This is a genomic window from Tsuneonella sp. HG094, assembly GCF_053819285.1.
Genome location: NZ_JBSORA010000001.1, coordinates 301,296 through 318,829, shown reverse-complemented (window position 1 = coordinate 318,829; position 17,534 = coordinate 301,296). Strand labels below are relative to the sequence as shown.

16 protein-coding genes and 1 riboswitch are annotated in these 17,534 nt (G+C 67.7%); of the genes, 12 read left to right on the top strand and 4 right to left on the bottom strand.

Going from position 1 to position 17,534, the window contains the following annotated elements:
- Positions 1–9: 9 nt before the first annotated feature.
- From ACWPMX_RS01600 to ACWPMX_RS01570, 7 genes are all read left to right on the top strand, one after another.
- Positions 10–318 carry a hypothetical protein gene (locus ACWPMX_RS01600; RefSeq protein ID WP_455698300.1) on the top strand — a complete coding sequence of 103 codons (309 nt, stop codon included), beginning with the start codon at positions 10–12 and terminating at the stop codon, positions 316–318.
- Between the two features lie 161 nt (positions 319–479).
- Positions 480–2,564 (top strand): M13 family metallopeptidase, encoded by a 2,085-nt coding sequence (locus tag ACWPMX_RS01595; protein WP_455698299.1) that lies wholly within the window; start codon positions 480–482, stop codon positions 2,562–2,564.
- Positions 2,565–2,614: 50 nt separating this feature from the next.
- Entirely contained in the window at positions 2,615–3,298 is a 684-nt protein-coding gene (gntA, locus tag ACWPMX_RS01590) for a guanitoxin biosynthesis heme-dependent pre-guanitoxin N-hydroxylase GntA (RefSeq protein ID WP_455698298.1), read from the top strand.
- On the top strand, positions 3,295–3,879 hold the full coding sequence (locus tag ACWPMX_RS01585) for a DUF1989 domain-containing protein (RefSeq protein WP_455698297.1): 585 nt from the start codon (positions 3,295–3,297) through the stop codon (positions 3,877–3,879). Before gntA ends, ACWPMX_RS01585 begins: the two co-directional genes overlap by 4 nt.
- A 2-nt stretch (positions 3,880–3,881) precedes the next feature.
- Positions 3,882–4,832, top strand: coding sequence for an ATP-grasp fold amidoligase family protein (locus ACWPMX_RS01580; RefSeq protein ID WP_455698296.1), 951 nt, complete (start codon positions 3,882–3,884; stop codon positions 4,830–4,832).
- The gene (gene thpR / locus ACWPMX_RS01575) at positions 4,735–5,280 is read left to right on the top strand and encodes an RNA 2',3'-cyclic phosphodiesterase (RefSeq protein ID WP_455698295.1); all 546 of its coding nucleotides are present in this window, start codon (positions 4,735–4,737) and stop codon (positions 5,278–5,280) included. The genes ACWPMX_RS01580 and thpR overlap by 98 nt, the downstream gene beginning before the upstream one ends.
- A 129-nt stretch (positions 5,281–5,409) precedes the next feature.
- Positions 5,410–7,590, top strand: coding sequence for a M3 family metallopeptidase (locus ACWPMX_RS01570; RefSeq protein WP_455698294.1), 2,181 nt, complete (start codon positions 5,410–5,412; stop codon positions 7,588–7,590).
- Between the two features lie 3 nt (positions 7,591–7,593).
- On the opposite strand, the gene ACWPMX_RS01565 is transcribed toward ACWPMX_RS01570, so the two are convergent.
- From ACWPMX_RS01565 to ACWPMX_RS01550, 4 genes are all read right to left on the bottom strand, one after another.
- Positions 7,594–8,322: an ABC transporter ATP-binding protein gene (locus ACWPMX_RS01565; protein WP_455698293.1), complete on the bottom strand. Its 729-nt coding sequence runs from the start codon at positions 8,320–8,322 to the stop codon at positions 7,594–7,596.
- A complete protein-coding gene (locus ACWPMX_RS01560) occupies positions 8,319–9,272 on the bottom strand; it encodes a FecCD family ABC transporter permease (RefSeq protein ID WP_455698292.1) in 954 nt (317 codons plus the stop codon). Before ACWPMX_RS01560 ends, ACWPMX_RS01565 begins: the two co-directional genes overlap by 4 nt.
- Positions 9,269–10,000 (bottom strand): ABC transporter substrate-binding protein, encoded by a 732-nt coding sequence (locus ACWPMX_RS01555; protein ID WP_455698291.1) that lies wholly within the window; start codon positions 9,998–10,000, stop codon positions 9,269–9,271. The genes ACWPMX_RS01560 and ACWPMX_RS01555 overlap by 4 nt, the downstream gene beginning before the upstream one ends.
- A 71-nt stretch (positions 10,001–10,071) precedes the next feature.
- On the bottom strand, positions 10,072–11,991 hold the full coding sequence (locus tag ACWPMX_RS01550; protein ID WP_455698290.1) for a TonB-dependent receptor plug domain-containing protein: 1,920 nt from the start codon (positions 11,989–11,991) through the stop codon (positions 10,072–10,074).
- Between the two features lie 103 nt (positions 11,992–12,094).
- A riboswitch (cobalamin riboswitch) is annotated at positions 12,095–12,301 on the bottom strand.
- 113 nt (positions 12,302–12,414) lie between these two features.
- On the opposite strand from ACWPMX_RS01550, the gene ACWPMX_RS01545 reads away from it, so the two are divergent.
- The 5 genes from ACWPMX_RS01545 to mdh all read left to right on the top strand — a co-directional run bounded on the left by ACWPMX_RS01545 (position 12,415) and on the right by mdh (position 17,434).
- Positions 12,415–13,590: a cell wall hydrolase gene (locus ACWPMX_RS01545; protein ID WP_455698289.1), complete on the top strand. Its 1,176-nt coding sequence runs from the start codon at positions 12,415–12,417 to the stop codon at positions 13,588–13,590.
- Between the two features lie 110 nt (positions 13,591–13,700).
- Positions 13,701–14,000: a hypothetical protein gene (locus tag ACWPMX_RS01540; protein ID WP_455698288.1), complete on the top strand. Its 300-nt coding sequence runs from the start codon at positions 13,701–13,703 to the stop codon at positions 13,998–14,000.
- 80 nt (positions 14,001–14,080) lie between these two features.
- A complete protein-coding gene (locus ACWPMX_RS01535; protein WP_455698287.1) occupies positions 14,081–16,045 on the top strand; it encodes a putative bifunctional diguanylate cyclase/phosphodiesterase in 1,965 nt (654 codons plus the stop codon).
- A gap of 81 nt (positions 16,046–16,126) precedes the next feature.
- Positions 16,127–16,288, top strand: a complete 162-nt coding sequence (locus ACWPMX_RS01530) for a hypothetical protein (RefSeq protein WP_455698286.1) — start codon at positions 16,127–16,129, stop codon at positions 16,286–16,288.
- Between the two features lie 183 nt (positions 16,289–16,471).
- Positions 16,472–17,434, top strand: a complete 963-nt coding sequence (mdh, locus tag ACWPMX_RS01525) for a malate dehydrogenase (protein WP_455698285.1) — start codon at positions 16,472–16,474, stop codon at positions 17,432–17,434.
- The last annotated feature ends 100 nt before the right edge of the window (positions 17,435–17,534 follow it).

Sequence of the window (17,534 nt, the reverse complement as noted above, 5' to 3'; positions counted from 1 at the left end):
AGGGTCTCAATGCTGTACATCAAGTTCGCCGGTGCGCTTGCGCTGGCTGTCGCTGCCGTCGTCGCCACGCCGTCGCTGGCCGACGATCCCAACGATCCGACGATGCGCTCGGCCGCCGCGCGGGCGCGCGACGCAGCGATCATCCGCAAGCTCAATCAGGATCAGCTTCGCCACGTCCAGCAACGCGATGCGAAGTACGCCGCGGGCAACACCGCCTCGCGCGACTGGGCGGCCAGGGAAAACGCCCGCCGCATGGCGGCGTGGCGGCACGCGGTGAAGATGTGCGAAAGCGGCCAGCATCAGTACTGCGCCCGCTGATCGGCGCTTGCTCCTGTCAGCATAGCCGTTGGTCGAAGCGACCGGTCGTTTGATCGACCGGCGCTTCCGCTTGCGCGCAAAGCGATTTCAGTCGAAACCGGAACAGGAGCGAGGGGGCCGAGTCTGCGGCCCTTTCTCGCATTCAAACCGGGGACTTATCGATGACCGCCAACCGACCTGCCGCGCTTTGCGCACGCCTGCTCGCCGCCGCTTCCGCCGCCGCGATGATCGCCGCCACGCCCGCCTTCGCGCAGGAAGCCTCGGCGGACGGCGCGGGTGGCGGGGGCCAGACCAGCGAGCAGATCGTCGTCACCGGCCGCCCGGCGATCGGTGACTGGGGCGTCGATCTGTCGACCCGCGACCTGACGGTGAAGCCGGGCGACGACTTCGAGAAGTACGCATCGGGCACATGGATCGCGAAGACTGAAATCCCGGCCGACAAGCCGTCGACCGGCTCGTTCCTCGACCTCGACGAACAGGTACGCGAGCAGGTGCGCGGCCTCGTCACCAGCCCAGCCCAGGCGTCGACCAAGTTCGGGACGGCCTATGCCGTTTACATGGACGAGAAGGCGATCGAGCGCGCCGGCCTCGCCCCGCTGATGAAGGACCTCGCCGTGGTCCGCGGGATCGACGACAAGAGCGAGTTCGCCCGCTACATGGGCTCGACCTACGACAAGTTCGGCCGCACGCTGTTCGGCGGCGGACCCTATGTCGACAGCGACGATCCGACGATGAACGTGCTGTGGTTCGGCCAGTCCGGCCTCGGCCTGCCCGACCGCGACTATTACCTGAAGGCCGACTTCGCGAAGCAGCGCGCCGCCTACCAGGCCTATATGGAGCGCACGTTCAAGGCGATCGGGGTGGCCAACCCCGGCATCGCCGCGCAGGAAGTGATGGCGTTCGAGACGTACGTCGCGCAGCTTTCGTGGGCCAATGACGACCGCCGCGACATCACCAAGATCAACAACCCGATGTCGACCGCAGAGCTCGAGGCCTACGCACCGGGCATCGACTGGAACGCCTACTGGCAGGGCGCCGAACTCGCCCCGCAGAAGCGCATCATCGTCAACGAGAACACCGCGGTGAAGGCGCTATCGGCGCTCTTCGCCAGCACCGATCTCGAAACGCTCAAGCTTTGGGAAATGTTCGGGGTGGCCGACCAAGCGACCCCCTTCCTCACCAAGGCAATGGTCGACAGCCGCTTCGCCTTCACCAGCACGATCAGCGGCGTGACCGAACAGCGCCCGCGCTGGAAGCGTGCGATCGACAACGTCAACGGCTCGATGGGCGAGCTGGTGGGCGAAGGCTACGTCGCCGAATTCTTCCCGCCGATCGCCAAGGAGCGGATGGAAGACCTCATCAAGAACCTGAAGCTCGCCATGGCCGACCGCATTCGCGGCAACGACTGGATGGGCGCCGATACCAAGAAGGCGGCGGTCGAGAAGCTCGAGAAGATGGAAGTGATGGTCGGCTACCCCGACAAGTGGCGCAACTTCGGCGGGCTGACGGTCGGCAACACGCTCTACGATAACGCGGTCGCCGCGACCAAGTTCAATGCCGACTACCAGATGGCGGACCTCGGCAAGCCGGTCGATCGCAAGAAATGGGCGATGAACCCGCAGACGGTGAACGCCTACAACGGCGGGCTGGAGAACAAGATGGTGTTCCCGGCGGGCATCCTGCAGGCGCCGTTTTTCGATCCCTATGCCGATCCGGCAGTGAACTACGGCGCGATCGGCGTGGTGATCGGGCACGAGATCAGCCACGGCTTCGACGATCAGGGCCGCAAGATCGACGCCACCGGCGCGGTGCGCGACTGGTGGACGGCACAGGACGCCGCCCGCTTCGAGAAGGAAGCCAAGGTCTTCGGCGACCAGTACGCCAAGTACGAAGCGGTCCCCGGGGCGTTCGTGAACCCCACGCTGACGATGGGCGAGAATATCGCCGACCTGGCCGGCGTGCTCGTCGCCTACGATGCCTATCACAAGTCTTTGGGCGGCAAGGAAGCGCCGGTGATCGACGGCCTGACCGGCGACCAGCGCTTCTTCCTCGCCTATGCGCAGGTGTGGCGCTCGAAGGCGCGCGAGGACGACCTGCGTAACCAGGTCACCACCGACCCGCACAGCCCCGAACGCTTCCGCACGATCGGCCCGCTGCGCAACGTCGATGCCTGGTACAAGGCGTTCGACGTGAAACCCGGCGATGCCTACTACATCGCCCCGGAGAACCGCGCGCGGATCTGGTAAACAAGTAGCAAGATGGGACCCATGGCATGGGCGGCGCGTTTGTGCCGCCTATGCCAGATACTGCCACGCTCGCCCGCCCCGCCTCCGCCGAAGAGGATTTCCGGGACATGATCAAGGACGCCGCCTTTCCCTGCGTGGGCGCCAAGTCGGCGCTCGCGCGCGAGATGCTCGAATTCATCAGTGCGCGCGACATCACCAGCGCGTGGAACGACCTGCAGATCACCCACGACCTGCTCGACTGGTCGTGGCGGTACCGAGACGATCGCGAAGGATTGCGCAGCCTCGTCGTCCTGTTCGACGGTCCGGTCGACCTCAGCGAATCGGAGTTCGAGACGGCAATGTGGCAGCGCCTGCAGTCGATCTCGGACAAGGACCACTGGCTCGGCCAGAAGCCTGATGCGCGGGTGAGCGGCGACCCCGACGATCCACACTTCTCGCTCTCGTTCGGCGGCGAGGCCTATTTCGTGGTCGGCCTCCACCCCGGTGCCTCGCGACCCGCGCGGCGGTTCGGCAGCCCCGCGATGGTGTTCAACCTTCACGACCAGTTCGAACGCCTGCGCGAAGAGGGTCGCTACGAACGGATGCGCGAGAAGATCATCGAGCGCGACGTCGCGTTGGCCGGTACCGCCAACCCCATGCTCGATCGCCATGGCGAGGTGAGCGCCGCGCGCCAGTTCAGCGGCCGCGCGGTCGGCGACGACTGGACGTGTCCGTTTCGGAACCCGCGCGGGTGACCGCCACCGTCGAGATCGCGCCCCGATCGGGTGCCGCGTTCGAACTCGAAAAGGGGCAGGTACTTACCGTCATCGATCCGCAGGGCATGCAGGTCGCGGACCTCGTCGCCTACGCCCGCGACGACGTGCGCGAGGTCATCTCCAACGGACGGACCTTCGATTACGAGGAGACGATCGCGCTCACCACCGGGCACCGGCTATGGTCCAACCGCTCGCGCCCGCTGCTCGCCATCGAAGAGGATACGGTCGGTCGCCACGATTTCCTGCTGACCCCATGCAGCGAGGCAACGTTTCGCCATTTCTACCCACAGCACCCGGTCCACCGCGGCTGCTTCGGCAACCTCGCCGAGGCGCTCGCGCCGTGGGGTGTCGAGCCCGACGCGATCCCCACCGCGTTCAACGTGTTCATGAACGTGCCGGTCGACGGGCGCGGCGCGCTGCGCGTCGATCCGCCGACGAGCAAGCCGGGCGACGAGATCCGCCTGCGCGCGCTGGAGGACCTGGTCATCGGACTGACCGCGTGCTCGGCATATGCATCGAACGGCGGCAGCTTCAAGCCGATCCACTACCGGATAGACTGACGATGGCGACGCTCGCACCCGCGCTCGAACCGGAATTCCAGGCGCACCCGGCGAACGTATCTCTGGCGCGGCTGCGGCTCGAGTTGTGCTATTTCTGGCGGCACGGTCGCAAGCTCGACCTCGCCCGCGCCCCGCGCTTCACCGAGATGGTCCAGCGGCGCAAGCTGTTCGACCGCGATCCCCGCCACGTCGGCCTGATGGACAAGCTGGCCGCGAAAGCGCGCGCGCGAGCCATGCTGGGCGACGCATGGATCATTCCCACGCTCTGGGCGGCGGAAGCCCTGCCGCACCGGCCCCACCTGCCACGGCGCAGCATCGTCAAGGCGCGCCACGGCTGCAACCAGTACGCCGTGCTGCACGCGCCGCCGAACGCGCTGGAGTGGGCCGAACTGGCCATCCGGACCGCACGGTGGACCGCCGCACCCTATGGGGGATGGCTCGACGAATGGGCCTATCGCGACGTTCCCCGGGGGGTATTGGCCGAGCCGCTCATCGGCGACGGCGACCTGCCGGTCGACTACAAGATCTACGTGTTCGGCGGCCAAGCAACCCACGTGCAGGTCCACTATGACCGCGCCCGATCGCACCGCTGGGTGCTACACGATCGCGACTTCCGTCCGCTGGCGGGCGAGGCGAGCGGCCTTCCCGCACCGCGCTCGCTGATCGCGATGCTTGCCGCCGCCGAGGAGCTTGCCGCAGGCTTCGACTTCCTGCGTGTCGATTTCTATGACGACGACGGCGCCCCCAGGTTCGGCGAGTTCTGCCTCTATCCCGGCTCGGGTCTCGACCCGTTCGCTGCGGACTGGATCGACCTCGAGCTTGGCAGCCTGTGGCATCAGGCGCAAAGCGTGTCCGATGCATCGCCTGTTCGTCGCTCTGCGCCCGCCACCACCGGTGCGCGCCGCGCTGCTCACCGCGACCGGCGGAGTCGAGCGGGCGCGCTGGCAGGATGACGGCCAGCTCCACCTGACGCTGCGCTTCGTGGGCGAAGTCGATCGGCACGTCGCCGCCGACCTCGTCGCCGCGCTCGACGAGGTGACCGGACCCGGCTTCGACCTTAGGGTGCACGGCGTCGGCCACTTCGAGAAGAAGGGCAAGCCGACCGCGCTGTGGGCCGCGCTCGCCCCCTGCCCCGCACTTGATGTCCTCGAACGGCGGGTCGAGCGTGCCTGCCGCGCCGCCGGATTGCCGCCGGAAACGCGCAAGTTCGTGCCGCACGTCACCCTCGCCCGGCTCAGCGGGCGAAGCGTCGGGACAGGAGCTTGGCTACCGCAGCACGGCAACCTCGCCGCACCCCGCTGGCCCGTCACCGCATTTCGTCTCTACGAAAGCCGCATGGGTCGCGGCGGGTCGGCCTACACGAGCATCGCGGAATGGCCGCTCGAACCGGCGGACGGTTGACCCGGCTCGACCAGCGACAGCCAATAGGGTTGCGTTGGCAACCATTCACCTGCTGAAGCGTAGCATCACCGTCTACCGCACGCGCAAGGGCGCGGCGCCATCACAGACACCAGACCTTTGGGGACACGCATGAACACCCGTATTTTCGTCGCAGCCGCGCTTGCCGGCACGATGCTCGCAGGATGCACGACCATGGCCGCCACCGAGACCGCAGACCGACCCGCCGTCGCCATCCCGCAAGCCACCGGCTATTTCGCGGCTCCGAGCACGCTTCCGCTGCAGGCACCTGACTTCACCAAGGTGTCCGACGCCGACTACAAGCCTGCGTTCGAGCAAGCGATGGCGATCGAGCGCGCCGAGGTGCAGGCGATCGCCACCAATCCTGCCGCGCCGACGTTCGAGAACACGATCGTCGCGCTGGAACAGTCGGGCAAGATGCTTGGCCGGGTGCAGGCGGTATTCGGCTCGATCACCGGGGCCAACACCAATCCCACGCTCGATGCGGTCGACGCCGAGATCAGCCCGAAGCTCGCCGCGCATAACGATGCGATCAACCTCGACCCGGCGCTCTTCGCCCGCGTGAAGGCGGTCTACGACAATCGCGCCGCGATGAGCATGACGCCCGAGGACGCGCGCCTGCTTGAGGATCGGTACGAATCGATGGTCCACGCCGGCGCCGAACTGACCCCGGCGCAGAAGGAGCAGGTCAAGGCGATCAACGCCCGCCTTTCCACCGTAACCACCCAGTTCGGCCAGAAGCTGACCGAGGCGACCAAGGCCGATGCGCTCGTAGTGACCGACAAGGCGAAACTCGCGGGCCTTTCGGCGTCCGAACTCGACGCCGCCGCCAAGGCTGCCGCCGATCGCGGCGCGGCGAACAGCTATGCCCTTGCGCTGCAGAACACCACGCAGCAGCCTGCGCTCGCCTCGCTGACCGACCGCGCCACGCGCGAGGCGTTGTTCGAGAAGAGCTGGAACCGTGCCCAGCGCGGCGACGCCAACGACACGCGTGCGCTCATCGCCGAGATCGTCAGCCTGCGCGCGCAGAAGGCCGCGCTGTTCGGCGCGCCCGACTGGGCGACCTACCAGATGTGGGACCGCATGGCGAAGGACCCCAAGACCGCGCTCGACTTCATGGAGGCGATGGTCCCTGCGCTCGCCGCCACCCAGCGCAGCGACGCCGCCGCGCTCAATGCCGAGATCAAGGCGAGCGGCCAGACCTTCACGGTCAAGCCGTGGGACTGGCAAATGTACACCAACAAGCTGAAGGCCAAGAAGTTCGACCTCGATGAAGAGTCGGTGAAGCCTTATTTCGAGGTGACGCGCGTGCTGGAAGACGGCGTATTCTTCGCCGCCAACAAGCTCTATGGCCTCAACTTCAAGAAGCGGACCGACCTGCCCGTCTATCACCCGGACGTGACCACCTACGACGTGATCGACCGCGACGGCAGCCAGCTCGGCATCTTCTACTTCGATCCGTTCCAGCGCGACAGCAAGCGCGGCGGCGCATGGATGAGCAACTACGTCGAGCAGTCGAAGCGCGACGGGACCAAGCCGGTCATCTACAACGTGCTCAACATCCCCAAGGCGCCGGCGGGCCAGCCGCAGCTCGTCAGCTTCGACAACGTCGAGACGATGTTCCACGAATTCGGCCACGCGCTGCACGGCTTCTTCGCCGACCAGGAATACGTCAGCCTGTCGGGCACTGCTACCGCGCGCGATTTCGTCGAGTATCCAAGCCAGGTGAACGAGATCTGGGCGAGCTATCCCGACGTCCTGGCGAACTATGCCAAGCACTACCAGACCGGCGCACCGATCCCGCATGACCTGATCACCAAGATCCAGTCGACCGGCAAGTTCGACCAGGGATATTCGTTCGGCGAAGTGGTCGAGGCGGCGCTGCTCGACATGAAGTGGCACGCGCTGACCCCGGCGCAGGCGGCCGAGATCGACACCCCCGATGAAGTGGTCGCGTTCGAAACCAAGGCGCTCGGCGAGCTCGGCCTCGCGGTCGACCTCGTGCCGCCGCGCTACCGGACCAGCACGTTCCGCCACATCTTTTCCGACCCGGCGGGCTATTCGGCGGGGTACTACAGCTACCTGTGGACCGAGATGCTCGACCGCGACACGCGCAAGTGGTTCATGGACAACGGCGGGCTGACCCGCGCCAACGGCGACACTTTCCGTGCGAAGGTGCTCAGCCGCGGCGGCACGATGGACTATTTCGAGATGTACAAGTCGCTGACCGGCCGTTCGCCCGACGTGACCCCGATGCTCGAGGCGCGCGGTCTGACCGCGACGCCGAAGTAAGGGCTACCCGGCGACCAGCGCCCGCGCGCCCGGCTCCCCCAGCCAGCGCGCGGGAACGCCCCAGACCCGGTCGATCGTCTCCCCCGACAGCGCCCTCCCGGGCGTGCCGTCGGCGGCGATCGATCCGGCATCGAGCACGATGATGCGGTCGGCGTGGTTCATCGCCAGCGCAAGGTCATGGAGCACCAGCACGACTCCCGTCCCCGCTTCCGCCGCATGGCGCAGGTGCCGCAGCAGCGCGAGCTGGTGCGCAAGGTCGAGCGCAGCGAGCGGCTCGTCGGCGAGGATCCAGCGCGGTGTCCCCGCGAGCACCCGTGCCAGCAGCGCCCGTGCCCGCTCTCCGCCCGACAGGCGCGAGACCGGACGCTCCGCCAGCGCATCGAGATCGAGCGCGGACAGCGCAGCGGCGACCTCCGCTTCTCCCCGGTCGCGGTGCGGCAGGCGGCCCAGCGCAACGAGCGTGCGGACCGCGACGTCCCACGCGACCTCGCCATCCTGCGGCAGGTAGCCGATCGCCTGCGCGCGCGTGCGGGGATGCATGGCGAAGATGTCGGTTCCGCCGAAGCTGGCATGGCCGCTATCGGGCGCGAGCAGCCCGCCGAGGCACTGGAGCAGGCTCGACTTCCCCGCCCCGTTGGGCCCACAGATCGCGGTAATCGTGCCGGGGCTAAAGCCGGCACTGACACCGGCCAGCCGCCCCGCCAGGGCGATATCGTGCGCGGAAAGGATCATGCGAGCCCCCGGCGCATCCGCAGCAGCAGCCACAGGAAGAAGGGTGCACCGACGATGCTCAGCGCGATACCGAGCCGCAGCTCGGTCACCAGCGGCAGGATCCGGCACAGGCTGTCGGCGACGAGTACCAGCAACGCCCCCGCCAGCGCGCTCGGCACGATGAGCTTCGACGGCCGCCGGTCGGTGAAGGGGCGCACAAGATGGGGCACGATCAGCCCCACGAAGCCGACGATGCCCGCGACCGCGACGCCGCTCCCCACCGTTAGCCCGACGCCGAGGATCAGCCAGAATTGCAGCGCTTTCGGCTCCATGCCTAGACTGCGCGCCGCCGCCTCGCCCAGCACCAGCGCGTCGAGGCCGCGCCCTGCCAGCATGAGGCAGGCAATCCCCGCGAGCGTCAGCGGCGCGGCGAGCCAGACGTCGGCCAACGACCGGTCGGTCAGCGCGCCCATCAGCCACGACACGATCTCGCTCATGGCGAAGGCATTGGGCGCCAGGCTGATCGCCAGGCTCGTCAGCGCGCCCGCGAGGCTTGCGATCATCATGCCCGCCAGCGTGAACAACGCGACCCCGCCCGTTCGCCCCGCGATCGCGGCGAGCATCGCCATCGCCCCAGCCGCACCGGCCAACGCGAACAGCGGCAGCAGCCACGGCGTCGCCGCAAGGCCCAGCCACAACGCGGCGACCGCGCCGAGCGCGGCACCGGGCGCGATACCGAACAGCCCCGGATCGGCGAGCGGGTTGCGCAGGTAGCCCTGCATCGCCGCCCCGCTCGCGCCGAGCCCCGCGCCGATCACCAGCGCCAGCACTGCGCGCGGCAGGCGGAGCTCGGCGAGTATCACCGCCGCATTGGGGGTCGTCGCCGGGTCGAGCCAGACGCGGCCCGCCAACAGCGACAGCGGCACCGCGAGCGCCAGCAGGGCAAGGAGGATCGCGAGAAGGCGGGTCACGCCAGCCCCTTTCGTATTTCCGCTAGCCGCCGCGCCGCGCGCTCGATCGTCGGGCCGCCGCAAAAGAGCAGCGCCGGATCGAGATCGGCGCGCGCCAGTGCGGGCACCGCGTCCAGCGCCGGGTGCCCCTGCCCGCGCTCGCGCCCAGCGATCAGCAAAACGCGCGGGGGGTCGGCGAGCAGGCGTTCGAGCGAGAGATAGTCGGCCTGCGCCATGCCGCGCGCCGCGCTCTGGCTGGCGAAACCGGTGCGGTGCATCAATTCGCTCACCAGCGCGCCCTCGCCCGGTACGATGCCGCCGGGTTGCCACAGGATCGCGGACACCGGCGGACTGTCGCTGCCGGCCTCGTCCAATGCGGCGTCGATCCGCCGGATCAGCGCTTCGCCGCGTTCGGGATGCCCCGCGATGGCAGCCAGTTGGCGCACCTGCGCCTCGCTCGCTTCCACACTCGAAGCTATCCCGATAGTCTCGACCTTGAGACCCAGCCGGTCCAGCGCGGCACGGGTGGCCGGAGCCATGAAGTTCGACCCCACGACCACGTCGGGCGCGAGAGCGATCACTTCCTCGACCGTACCGCCCGTCGCGCGGAACCGCCGCGCCTCGGCCAGCGGCATCGAGGTCGCACGCGGGTCGTGGCTGTAGTGACTCACTGCGAGGATTTGCGCCGGGTCCGCGACCTCGGCAAGGATCGCGTCGGTGCACGGATTGAGGCTGACGATGGTGGGCAACTGGACGCCCGCGCGGTCCGGCAGGGGCGAAGCGCACCCTGCGAGGACCAGGGAGGCGGCGAGTAACGCCCTCACAACTTCAGCCGCGCTCCGACGAACGCGGTGCGCCCGCGCGTGCCGTAACCGGCGACCTCGGTGTAGGCGGTGTCGAACAGGTTCTCGACCCGGCCGTAGAGCTCGAACCTCTCGCCCAGCGGCACGCTGGCGCGCAGGTCGAACAATGCGTGCCCGTCGACCGCGGTGAAGTTACCCGCATCGTCGAAGCTGTCGCCGACCAGCCGCACGTCCCCGCCGAGCATCGCGCCGACCGGCGTCTGCCAGTCGACCGAGCCCGACAGCGCATGGCGCGGGCGGCGAGCGAGACTGGTCCCGGCGATGCGGTCGCTTGACTTGACGTAGCTGTAGGCGACCTGCGTGCGCAGCTTGTCGCTCGGCGACAGGCCCAGTTCCACTTCGAAGCCCTCGGCCCGCGCGCGGTCGACGTTGTCGTAGGTCCCGAACGGACGGTTGGTGCAGATCCCGCCGGTCACGCCGAAGCACGAGACGAAGTCGATGAGGTCGCGGCTGTCGCGGCGAAACAGCGTGACCCCTGCCCAGGTCGGCCGCGAGCGGTCGCGCCAGGCGAGGCCCACGTCGAAGCTGCGGCTGCGCTCGGGCTGGAGCGCGGCGTTGCCGTAGTCCGAAAGGAGCTGGAACAGCGTCGGCGCCTTGAATCCCTCGCCATACGACGCGCGCAGCCGGAAATCGCTCGCAAGGCGGTAGCTGGCGTCGGCGCCGAAGCTGGTCGCGCCGCCGAAGTCGTCGTGCCGGTCGTGCCGCACGCCCGCGTGCGCTGCGATCCCGCCCCACTCGATCCCTGCCTGCGCGTAAGCGCCCCAGATGCCGCTCTTCTTCGGCGTGTCGAACAACGTTTCGAAGCGCGTCCATTCTCGCTCGCCGCCGAAGTGCAGCACGAACGGCCCGATCGGCCGCCATTCGCCGCGCAGGTCCGCGCGCTGCGAATGCCCATCGGTGGTGTAGCTCGGCGCGGTACCGAACGCATGGTCGAGGCTGTCACGCTCGGTATCGGCGAACGAATACGCCGCGCGCAGGTTGAGCGTCGGGGTGGTCACCACCGCGCCCGCCGCGCCGCTATACTGCCGCGTGTCCTGCCGCTCGGTGGTGTCGGCAAAGGCATAGAGCGGCGGCGGATAGCCGTCGATGTCGAGCTTGCCCTTGGCATAGCGCCCTTGCGCGAACAGCTCGAACGCATCGGAGAGATAGGCGCGCGCCTGTCCGCTCGCCGACCATTGCTCGAACCCGTCGGGCTCGGTGCCGGAGGCTGCGGCGGAGAACCCGTCGGACTTCTGCCAGCCCGCGTTGCCGCCGACGAAAAAGCGGTCGCTGCCGACACCGCCGCTCGCGGTGAGGTACGTGCTGTCGTCGCCGCCGTATTCCGCGCTGGCCGACAGGCCGCGTCGTCCGCGCGTCGTCACCAGCAGCACGCCGCCGAGCGCTTCCGATCCCCAGATCGTGGAGTTCGAACCGCGCAGCAGGTCGAGCTTCTCGACCTCGCCCGCAGCAAGGTTGCCGAAGTCGAACCCGCCACCGGGCGCCGCGACGTCGGCCACGCGCACCCCGTCGACGAGCACCAGAAGCTGCTCGGCCGAAGCACCGCGCACACGCACTCCGGTGAACGATCCGGCCGGGCCATTGCGAGTAATCGTGACGCCGGGCGCGCGACGCAGCACGCGGGACATGTCGGCGCCCTGCACGGCATCGATCTCGTCCTGGCCGATCACGGTCACCGACTGGCCGGTATCGGCGATGTTGCCGCGAGTGCCCGTGGCGGTTACCGTGATGGTGGCGTCGTCGACTTCGCGATACGCACCGATTATTCCGCATTCCGGATCGGCAGAATCGGCGCAGTTGAGCGCGAGGACGGGTTCCATATCCTGCGCGGCCACCGGTGCCGACAGGATCGAACCCAACAAAAACAGACATTTACGCATACAATACTCCCGTCATGAACGAACGCCGTCCATGGCGGGAGGCGGGCCGGACATGGCACACCCTCGCTGCATTCCGGTACACCCCGCCCGGCTGCGGAACGACCGTCATCGGCAGGTCTCCTGGCTCCCGGATCGTTGCTCCCGTGCCGCCTTCCCGGGCCCTCCTTCGACAGAGGTAACCAGTGGCGTGTGGCGCAGTCGCTCCCCGGTCACAGTTGCGGGGGCAGCGGAGGCCCAGGGGACAAACCCCATACCTCCTTCCCTCTTCGGCCCGGCAAAGTCGCTTGGACCCGCCGAACAACCCATGACGTCGCGCGCCCGATAGAGCGGAGCCAGCGGCTTGCCAAGCCGCCGTGTGCGTTCACCTGTCCTTAGGCACCCGGCTTAACCCCGTCTTGCGGCCTGTTCCGCCAAGGGACACCGGTGGCCGAGCCCCTCGCGGTAACGGTTCGCGTGCGATACGGCCATGCGGCCGCCGAGATAAGGATCCCATTGACCGCCCTGACCGCCTCCCAAGCCCGCGCGCTTCGCCTTTCCCAGCGGGAAACCAGGCCTGCGCCGCATCGCGGGCGGCGCTTGCTTGCGCTGGCGGCGGCGGTCGCGGTTCCGGCGATGGCTGCGCCGGGCGAGTGGCACACGCTTGGCCTGCTCGATACGGCGGACGAGCCTGCGGCACCGATGCCGTTCGAAACGCCGGGAGACAGTTTTCCGGGTTCGGCGTTCTTTTATCTCGAGGATCTGCCCGCCGCTCCTCTGGACAGCAGCCTGCCGCCGCTGCTCGAGACCGGCGCGCACTCGGATGCCGAGCCGACCAGTGGGCCTGCCGGCCCTGCCGCCCGCGCCTTTGCCGGGGCCGGCACCGGCATGGACAAGGCGCGCGCGCTCCAGTGCATGACGCTGGCGCTGTATTACGAAGCGGCGAACGAGCCGACCGAAGGCCAGCGCGCAGTCGCGCAGGTGATCCTCAACCGGGTCGCGCACCCGAGCTATCCCAACAGCGTGTGCGGGGTGGTGTTCCAGGGCAGCGAGCGCAAGACCGGCTGCCAGTTCAGCTTCACCTGCGACGGGTCGCTCAATCGACAACCCGCCCGTGCGACGTGGGACCGCGCGCGAGGCGTGGCTGCGGCGGCGTTGGCCGGCTACGTCTATCGCCCGATCGGCTTGGCCACGCACTATCATGCGACCTACGTGCTGCCATACTGGGCATCGAGCCTGACCAACGTCGGCACGATCGGCCTGCATACGTTCTACAAGTGGCGCGGCGGTGCCGGCACCGCGAGCGCCTTTGCCGCGCGCTATGTCGGCGGCGAGCCGGTCGCTGCGCCGCATCCGCGATCGTACCGGGATCCGGCAGGATCGGCACCGGATCCGGTCGTCCTCGCGCAGGCCTACGAAGCAGCGCGGGTCAAAGCGGCCGCAGTTACCGCGGCGACATATGCGCCCCCGCCTCCGCCGGTCTACTCCGCCGCGGTCGAGGCGCGCGGCGGAGACCGCGTGTTCTCGGCAGGGAATCTCCCCTCGACGAGCGGGATCAAGGCCGAGTACGCCAATTCCGGACGCTGGATCGCCCAGCCGGGCGGATCGACCTCCAACCCGTAAACGCCAGATAACCTTGCAGGTTACCGACCGCTAACCCTTTCGGCGAACGGGCCTTTAGCCACTTGGCGACTAACGCGGGGTTCCACCTTGCAGGATCCCACGAACCGCCCATGACCATCCGTTTTGCCGCCGCCCGTTCTGCCGTCCATTCGCCGATCGCCCGCGCGCTGGCGCGCCGCGCCCATGGCCGCGCGACGAACGACAACGGCGACGACGTGATCGCAAACGAGGCGGTGTTCCACGCCGCGCTGCGCCACTTCGCAGCGCACGGCGTGGGCGCGGCGCGGGTCGCACTGGGCGAGGCGGATAAAGCGCAAGCCGAAGGCGATGCGCAGGGCCATGACTGGTGGATGGAGATCTGTCGTACGCTCGATCGACGTATCGCGGCCGGCGCCATGCGGCGCGATTGACACCCCGCAAGCCGAAAAAACCGAGCGTAAGCACCGCATTAACCGAACGGTGACGGTCTTCCCATAGGGATGCAGGCCGTATGACGGGGGTCATTGCAACAGGCCGTTTCCGGCGCATGATCGAGTGGCTCGGTAGCGCCGAGCCGCTCAGCGAGCGCGTGCACCGGACGCTGCTCGCGACCGTCTATGCCCAGCCGCTCAGCCTCATCATCGCGACACTGGCATGCTCGATCGTGACCGGCGTCGCTGCGTACGTGACCCGCGTCGATGTACTCTATGTCGGATGCCTCGCGCTGAGCGCGGTCGGCATCATTCGCGTCGCCGTGATGAGCGTGGTCGCGCGGCGGACCGAACGCTTCGCCATCCGCACGCTCGAACTCGGCTATCTCATCGGTGCCTATTTCTACGCCGCGCTGCTCGGCACGTTTTCCGCGGCAACCATCTGGCTTCAGGTCGATCTGCAGGTACAGGTCATGGTGCTGGCCTGGGCCAGCGGATACGCGATCGCGATGGGCGCGCGCGATGCGGGACGACCGCTCATCGCCTTCATCCAGCCCAAGCTGATCGCCCTGCCGATCCTGGCTGCGCTCCTCCATGTCGGATCGCTCCAGTATAACACGCTAGCGATCGCACTCGTGCTCGCGATGCCCGGCATGGGGGCGATCATTCAGACGCTCTACCGCTCGATGCGCGATTCGATCACTGCTGCGGAGACCAGCGAACTGCTGGCCGAAAAAATGCAGGTTCTCGCGCGGACCGACGTCGTCACCGGGCTCGCCAATCGCGCGGGCCTCAACAAACTGCTGTCCGACGCGCTCGACGACCTGGCGGAAGATGCCCTGATCGCCTTGTTCTGGCTCGATCTCGACCGGTTCAAGGAAGTGAACGACGTGCTCGGCCACACGGTCGGCGACCGGGTGCTGGCGGAAGTCGCGCGCAGGCTCGACGAGATCGCCCCCGAAGGCTCGGCGGTTGCCCGCTTCGGCGGCGACGAGTTCATCGTGATGTGCCGCGTGACCTCGCGGCAGGAATGCGAAAACCTCGCCGCGCGGCTGCTTGAGAACGCCACGCGACCGTTGCGGATCGATGGCGAGCGCCTCGAAGTGCCCGCATCGATGGGCATTGCCATGCTGCCCGAGGACGGAGGCGACATCGACGCGCTGATGCAGGCGGCGGACCTCGCGCTCTACCACGCCAAGGTCGGCGGCAAGAATCACTGCCGCTTCTTCGACCATGCGATGAGCCGCAACCTCGTGCGGCGGCGCGAGATCGAGGGCGAACTACGGGCAGCGATCCAGCGCGACGAACTGTCGGTCTTTTTCCAGCCGATCATCGACCTCGGCACGGGACGCATCCGCACGTTCGAGGCGCTGGTGCGCTGGTTCCACCCGGAAAAGGGCGAGCTGAAGCCCGATGAATTCATCCCCGTGGCCGAGGAGACCGGGGTGATCGTCACGCTCGGCAACTGGATCACCGCGCAGGCTGCGCGCGCCGCGCTGCACTGGCCCGCCGACGTGTCCCTCGCGGTCAACCTCTCGCCGCTGCAGATCAAGGCCCCGGGTGCGGCGCTCGGCATCCTCTCGGCGCTTCGCGAGGCGGGCCTCGATCCTGCGCGGCTCGAGCTGGAAGTGACCGAGAGCCTGTTCCTCGAAGACGACCAGGCGACGACGAACTTTATCCGCGAACTTTCGGCCGCAGGGGTCAACTTCGCGCTCGACGACTTCGGCACCGGCTATTCCTCGCTCGGCTACATCGACCGGTTCCCGTTCACGAAAATCAAGGTCGACCGCAGCTTCGTGTCGGGCCCGAACGTGGGCCGCAAGAGCGAGGCGATCATCCGTGCGGTGGCTGAACTCGGCGCGCAGCTCGACATGGACATCGTCGCCGAAGGCCTTGAAACGATCGACCAGGTGCGCGCGGTCCGGGCTGCCGGATGCTCGCTGGGTCAGGGCTACTATTTCAGCCGTGCGGTGCCGGACTACCTCGCCGCGATGCTCTTGGCGCAGGAACGCGAGACGGACCAGCGCGAGCGGGCGGTCGGCTGAGGCCCACGCCTTGCCGCGCCGTCAACCATTCCGCTTGACCCGCCACTAACCGAAAGCTGTGAGACTGATGCCGACATGGGCATGAGACTCCTCCTTGCTGCAGCGCTGCTCTTTGGCGGACTTTACCTCCTGGGCTACAGGCCTGCGGAACTGAAGCAGGCCGCGCACAACGTCAGCGACGCTGGGGCCTCGGGCATTTCGCCCAACGGCGGCGGCGAAAGCGACTGGGGCGAAACGGAGTAACGTCACCCCTTCTGCTATTGCGAACCAATTGCAAAGATAGTTGAGGCACCCGCTTGTTTGACGGTTGCAATCGCGGTTTCGCGGGCCTAGTTCGCCCCTCGTATCAGGGGTCGGCTCCACCCGCGGGAGAGAGTCGTGCCCAGTCGAGACCCGTCCCGCGCGACCGAAGGATTAGCTCCCCCTATGGCCCGCAAGAAGATTGCGCTCGTCGGCGCCGGCATGATCGGCGGCACGCTCGCCCACCTCGCCGCTAAGAAGGAAATGGGCGACATCGTCCTGTTCGACATCGCGGAGGGCATTCCGCAGGGCAAGGCGCTCGACTTGTCCCAGTGCGGCCCGGTCGAAGGGTTCGACGCGAAGATCACCGGGACCAATTCCTATGAAGACATCGCCGGCGCCGACGTGGTGATCGTTACCGCGGGCGTTCCGCGCAAGCCCGGGATGAGCCGCGACGACCTTCTCGGCATCAACCTCAAGGTGATGAAGGCGGTCGGCGAAGGTATCCGCGACAACTGCCCCGATGCCTTCGTGATCTGCATCACCAACCCGCTCGACGCGATGGTCTGGGCCCTGCGCGAATTCTCCGGCCTCCCCCACAATCGCGTGGTCGGCATGGCGGGCGTCCTCGACTCTGCGCGCTTCGCGACCTTCCTCGCCTGGGAATTCGGCGTTTCGGTCAAGGACGTGAACGCGTTCGTGCTCGGCGGCCATGGCGACACGATGGTACCCGTCACCAGCTACACCACGATCAGCGGCATCCCGGTCGACGACCTCGTCGCGATGGGCAAGTCGTCGAAGGAAAATCTCGACGAGATCGTCAAGCGCACCCGCGCCGGCGGCGGTGAGATCGTCGGCCTGCTCAAGACCGGCTCCGCCTATTACGCCCCTGCTACCAGCGCGATCGCGATGGCCGAAGCCTACCTCGGCGACCAGAAGCGCATCCTGCCCGTCGCCGCCTATGTCGAGGGCAAGTACGGTCTCGATGGCCTCTACGTGGGCGTGCCGGCGGTGATCGGTGCCAACGGCATCGAGGAAGTGATCGAGATCAAGCTCTCGGACGAGGAAAAGGCCAACCTCAAGGTCTCGACCGACGCGGTCGAAGAACTGCTGGTGGCGTGCAAAGGGCTGGATAGTTCGTTGGCGTGATTCCAAAACTCCTCCTGTTGCTGCCACCCATTCTCTTGGTGATTTGGCTTGCCGGGCTTCCCGGAGTTTGGCGCGGAAACGCTAGACTCTCCCAGTTGGC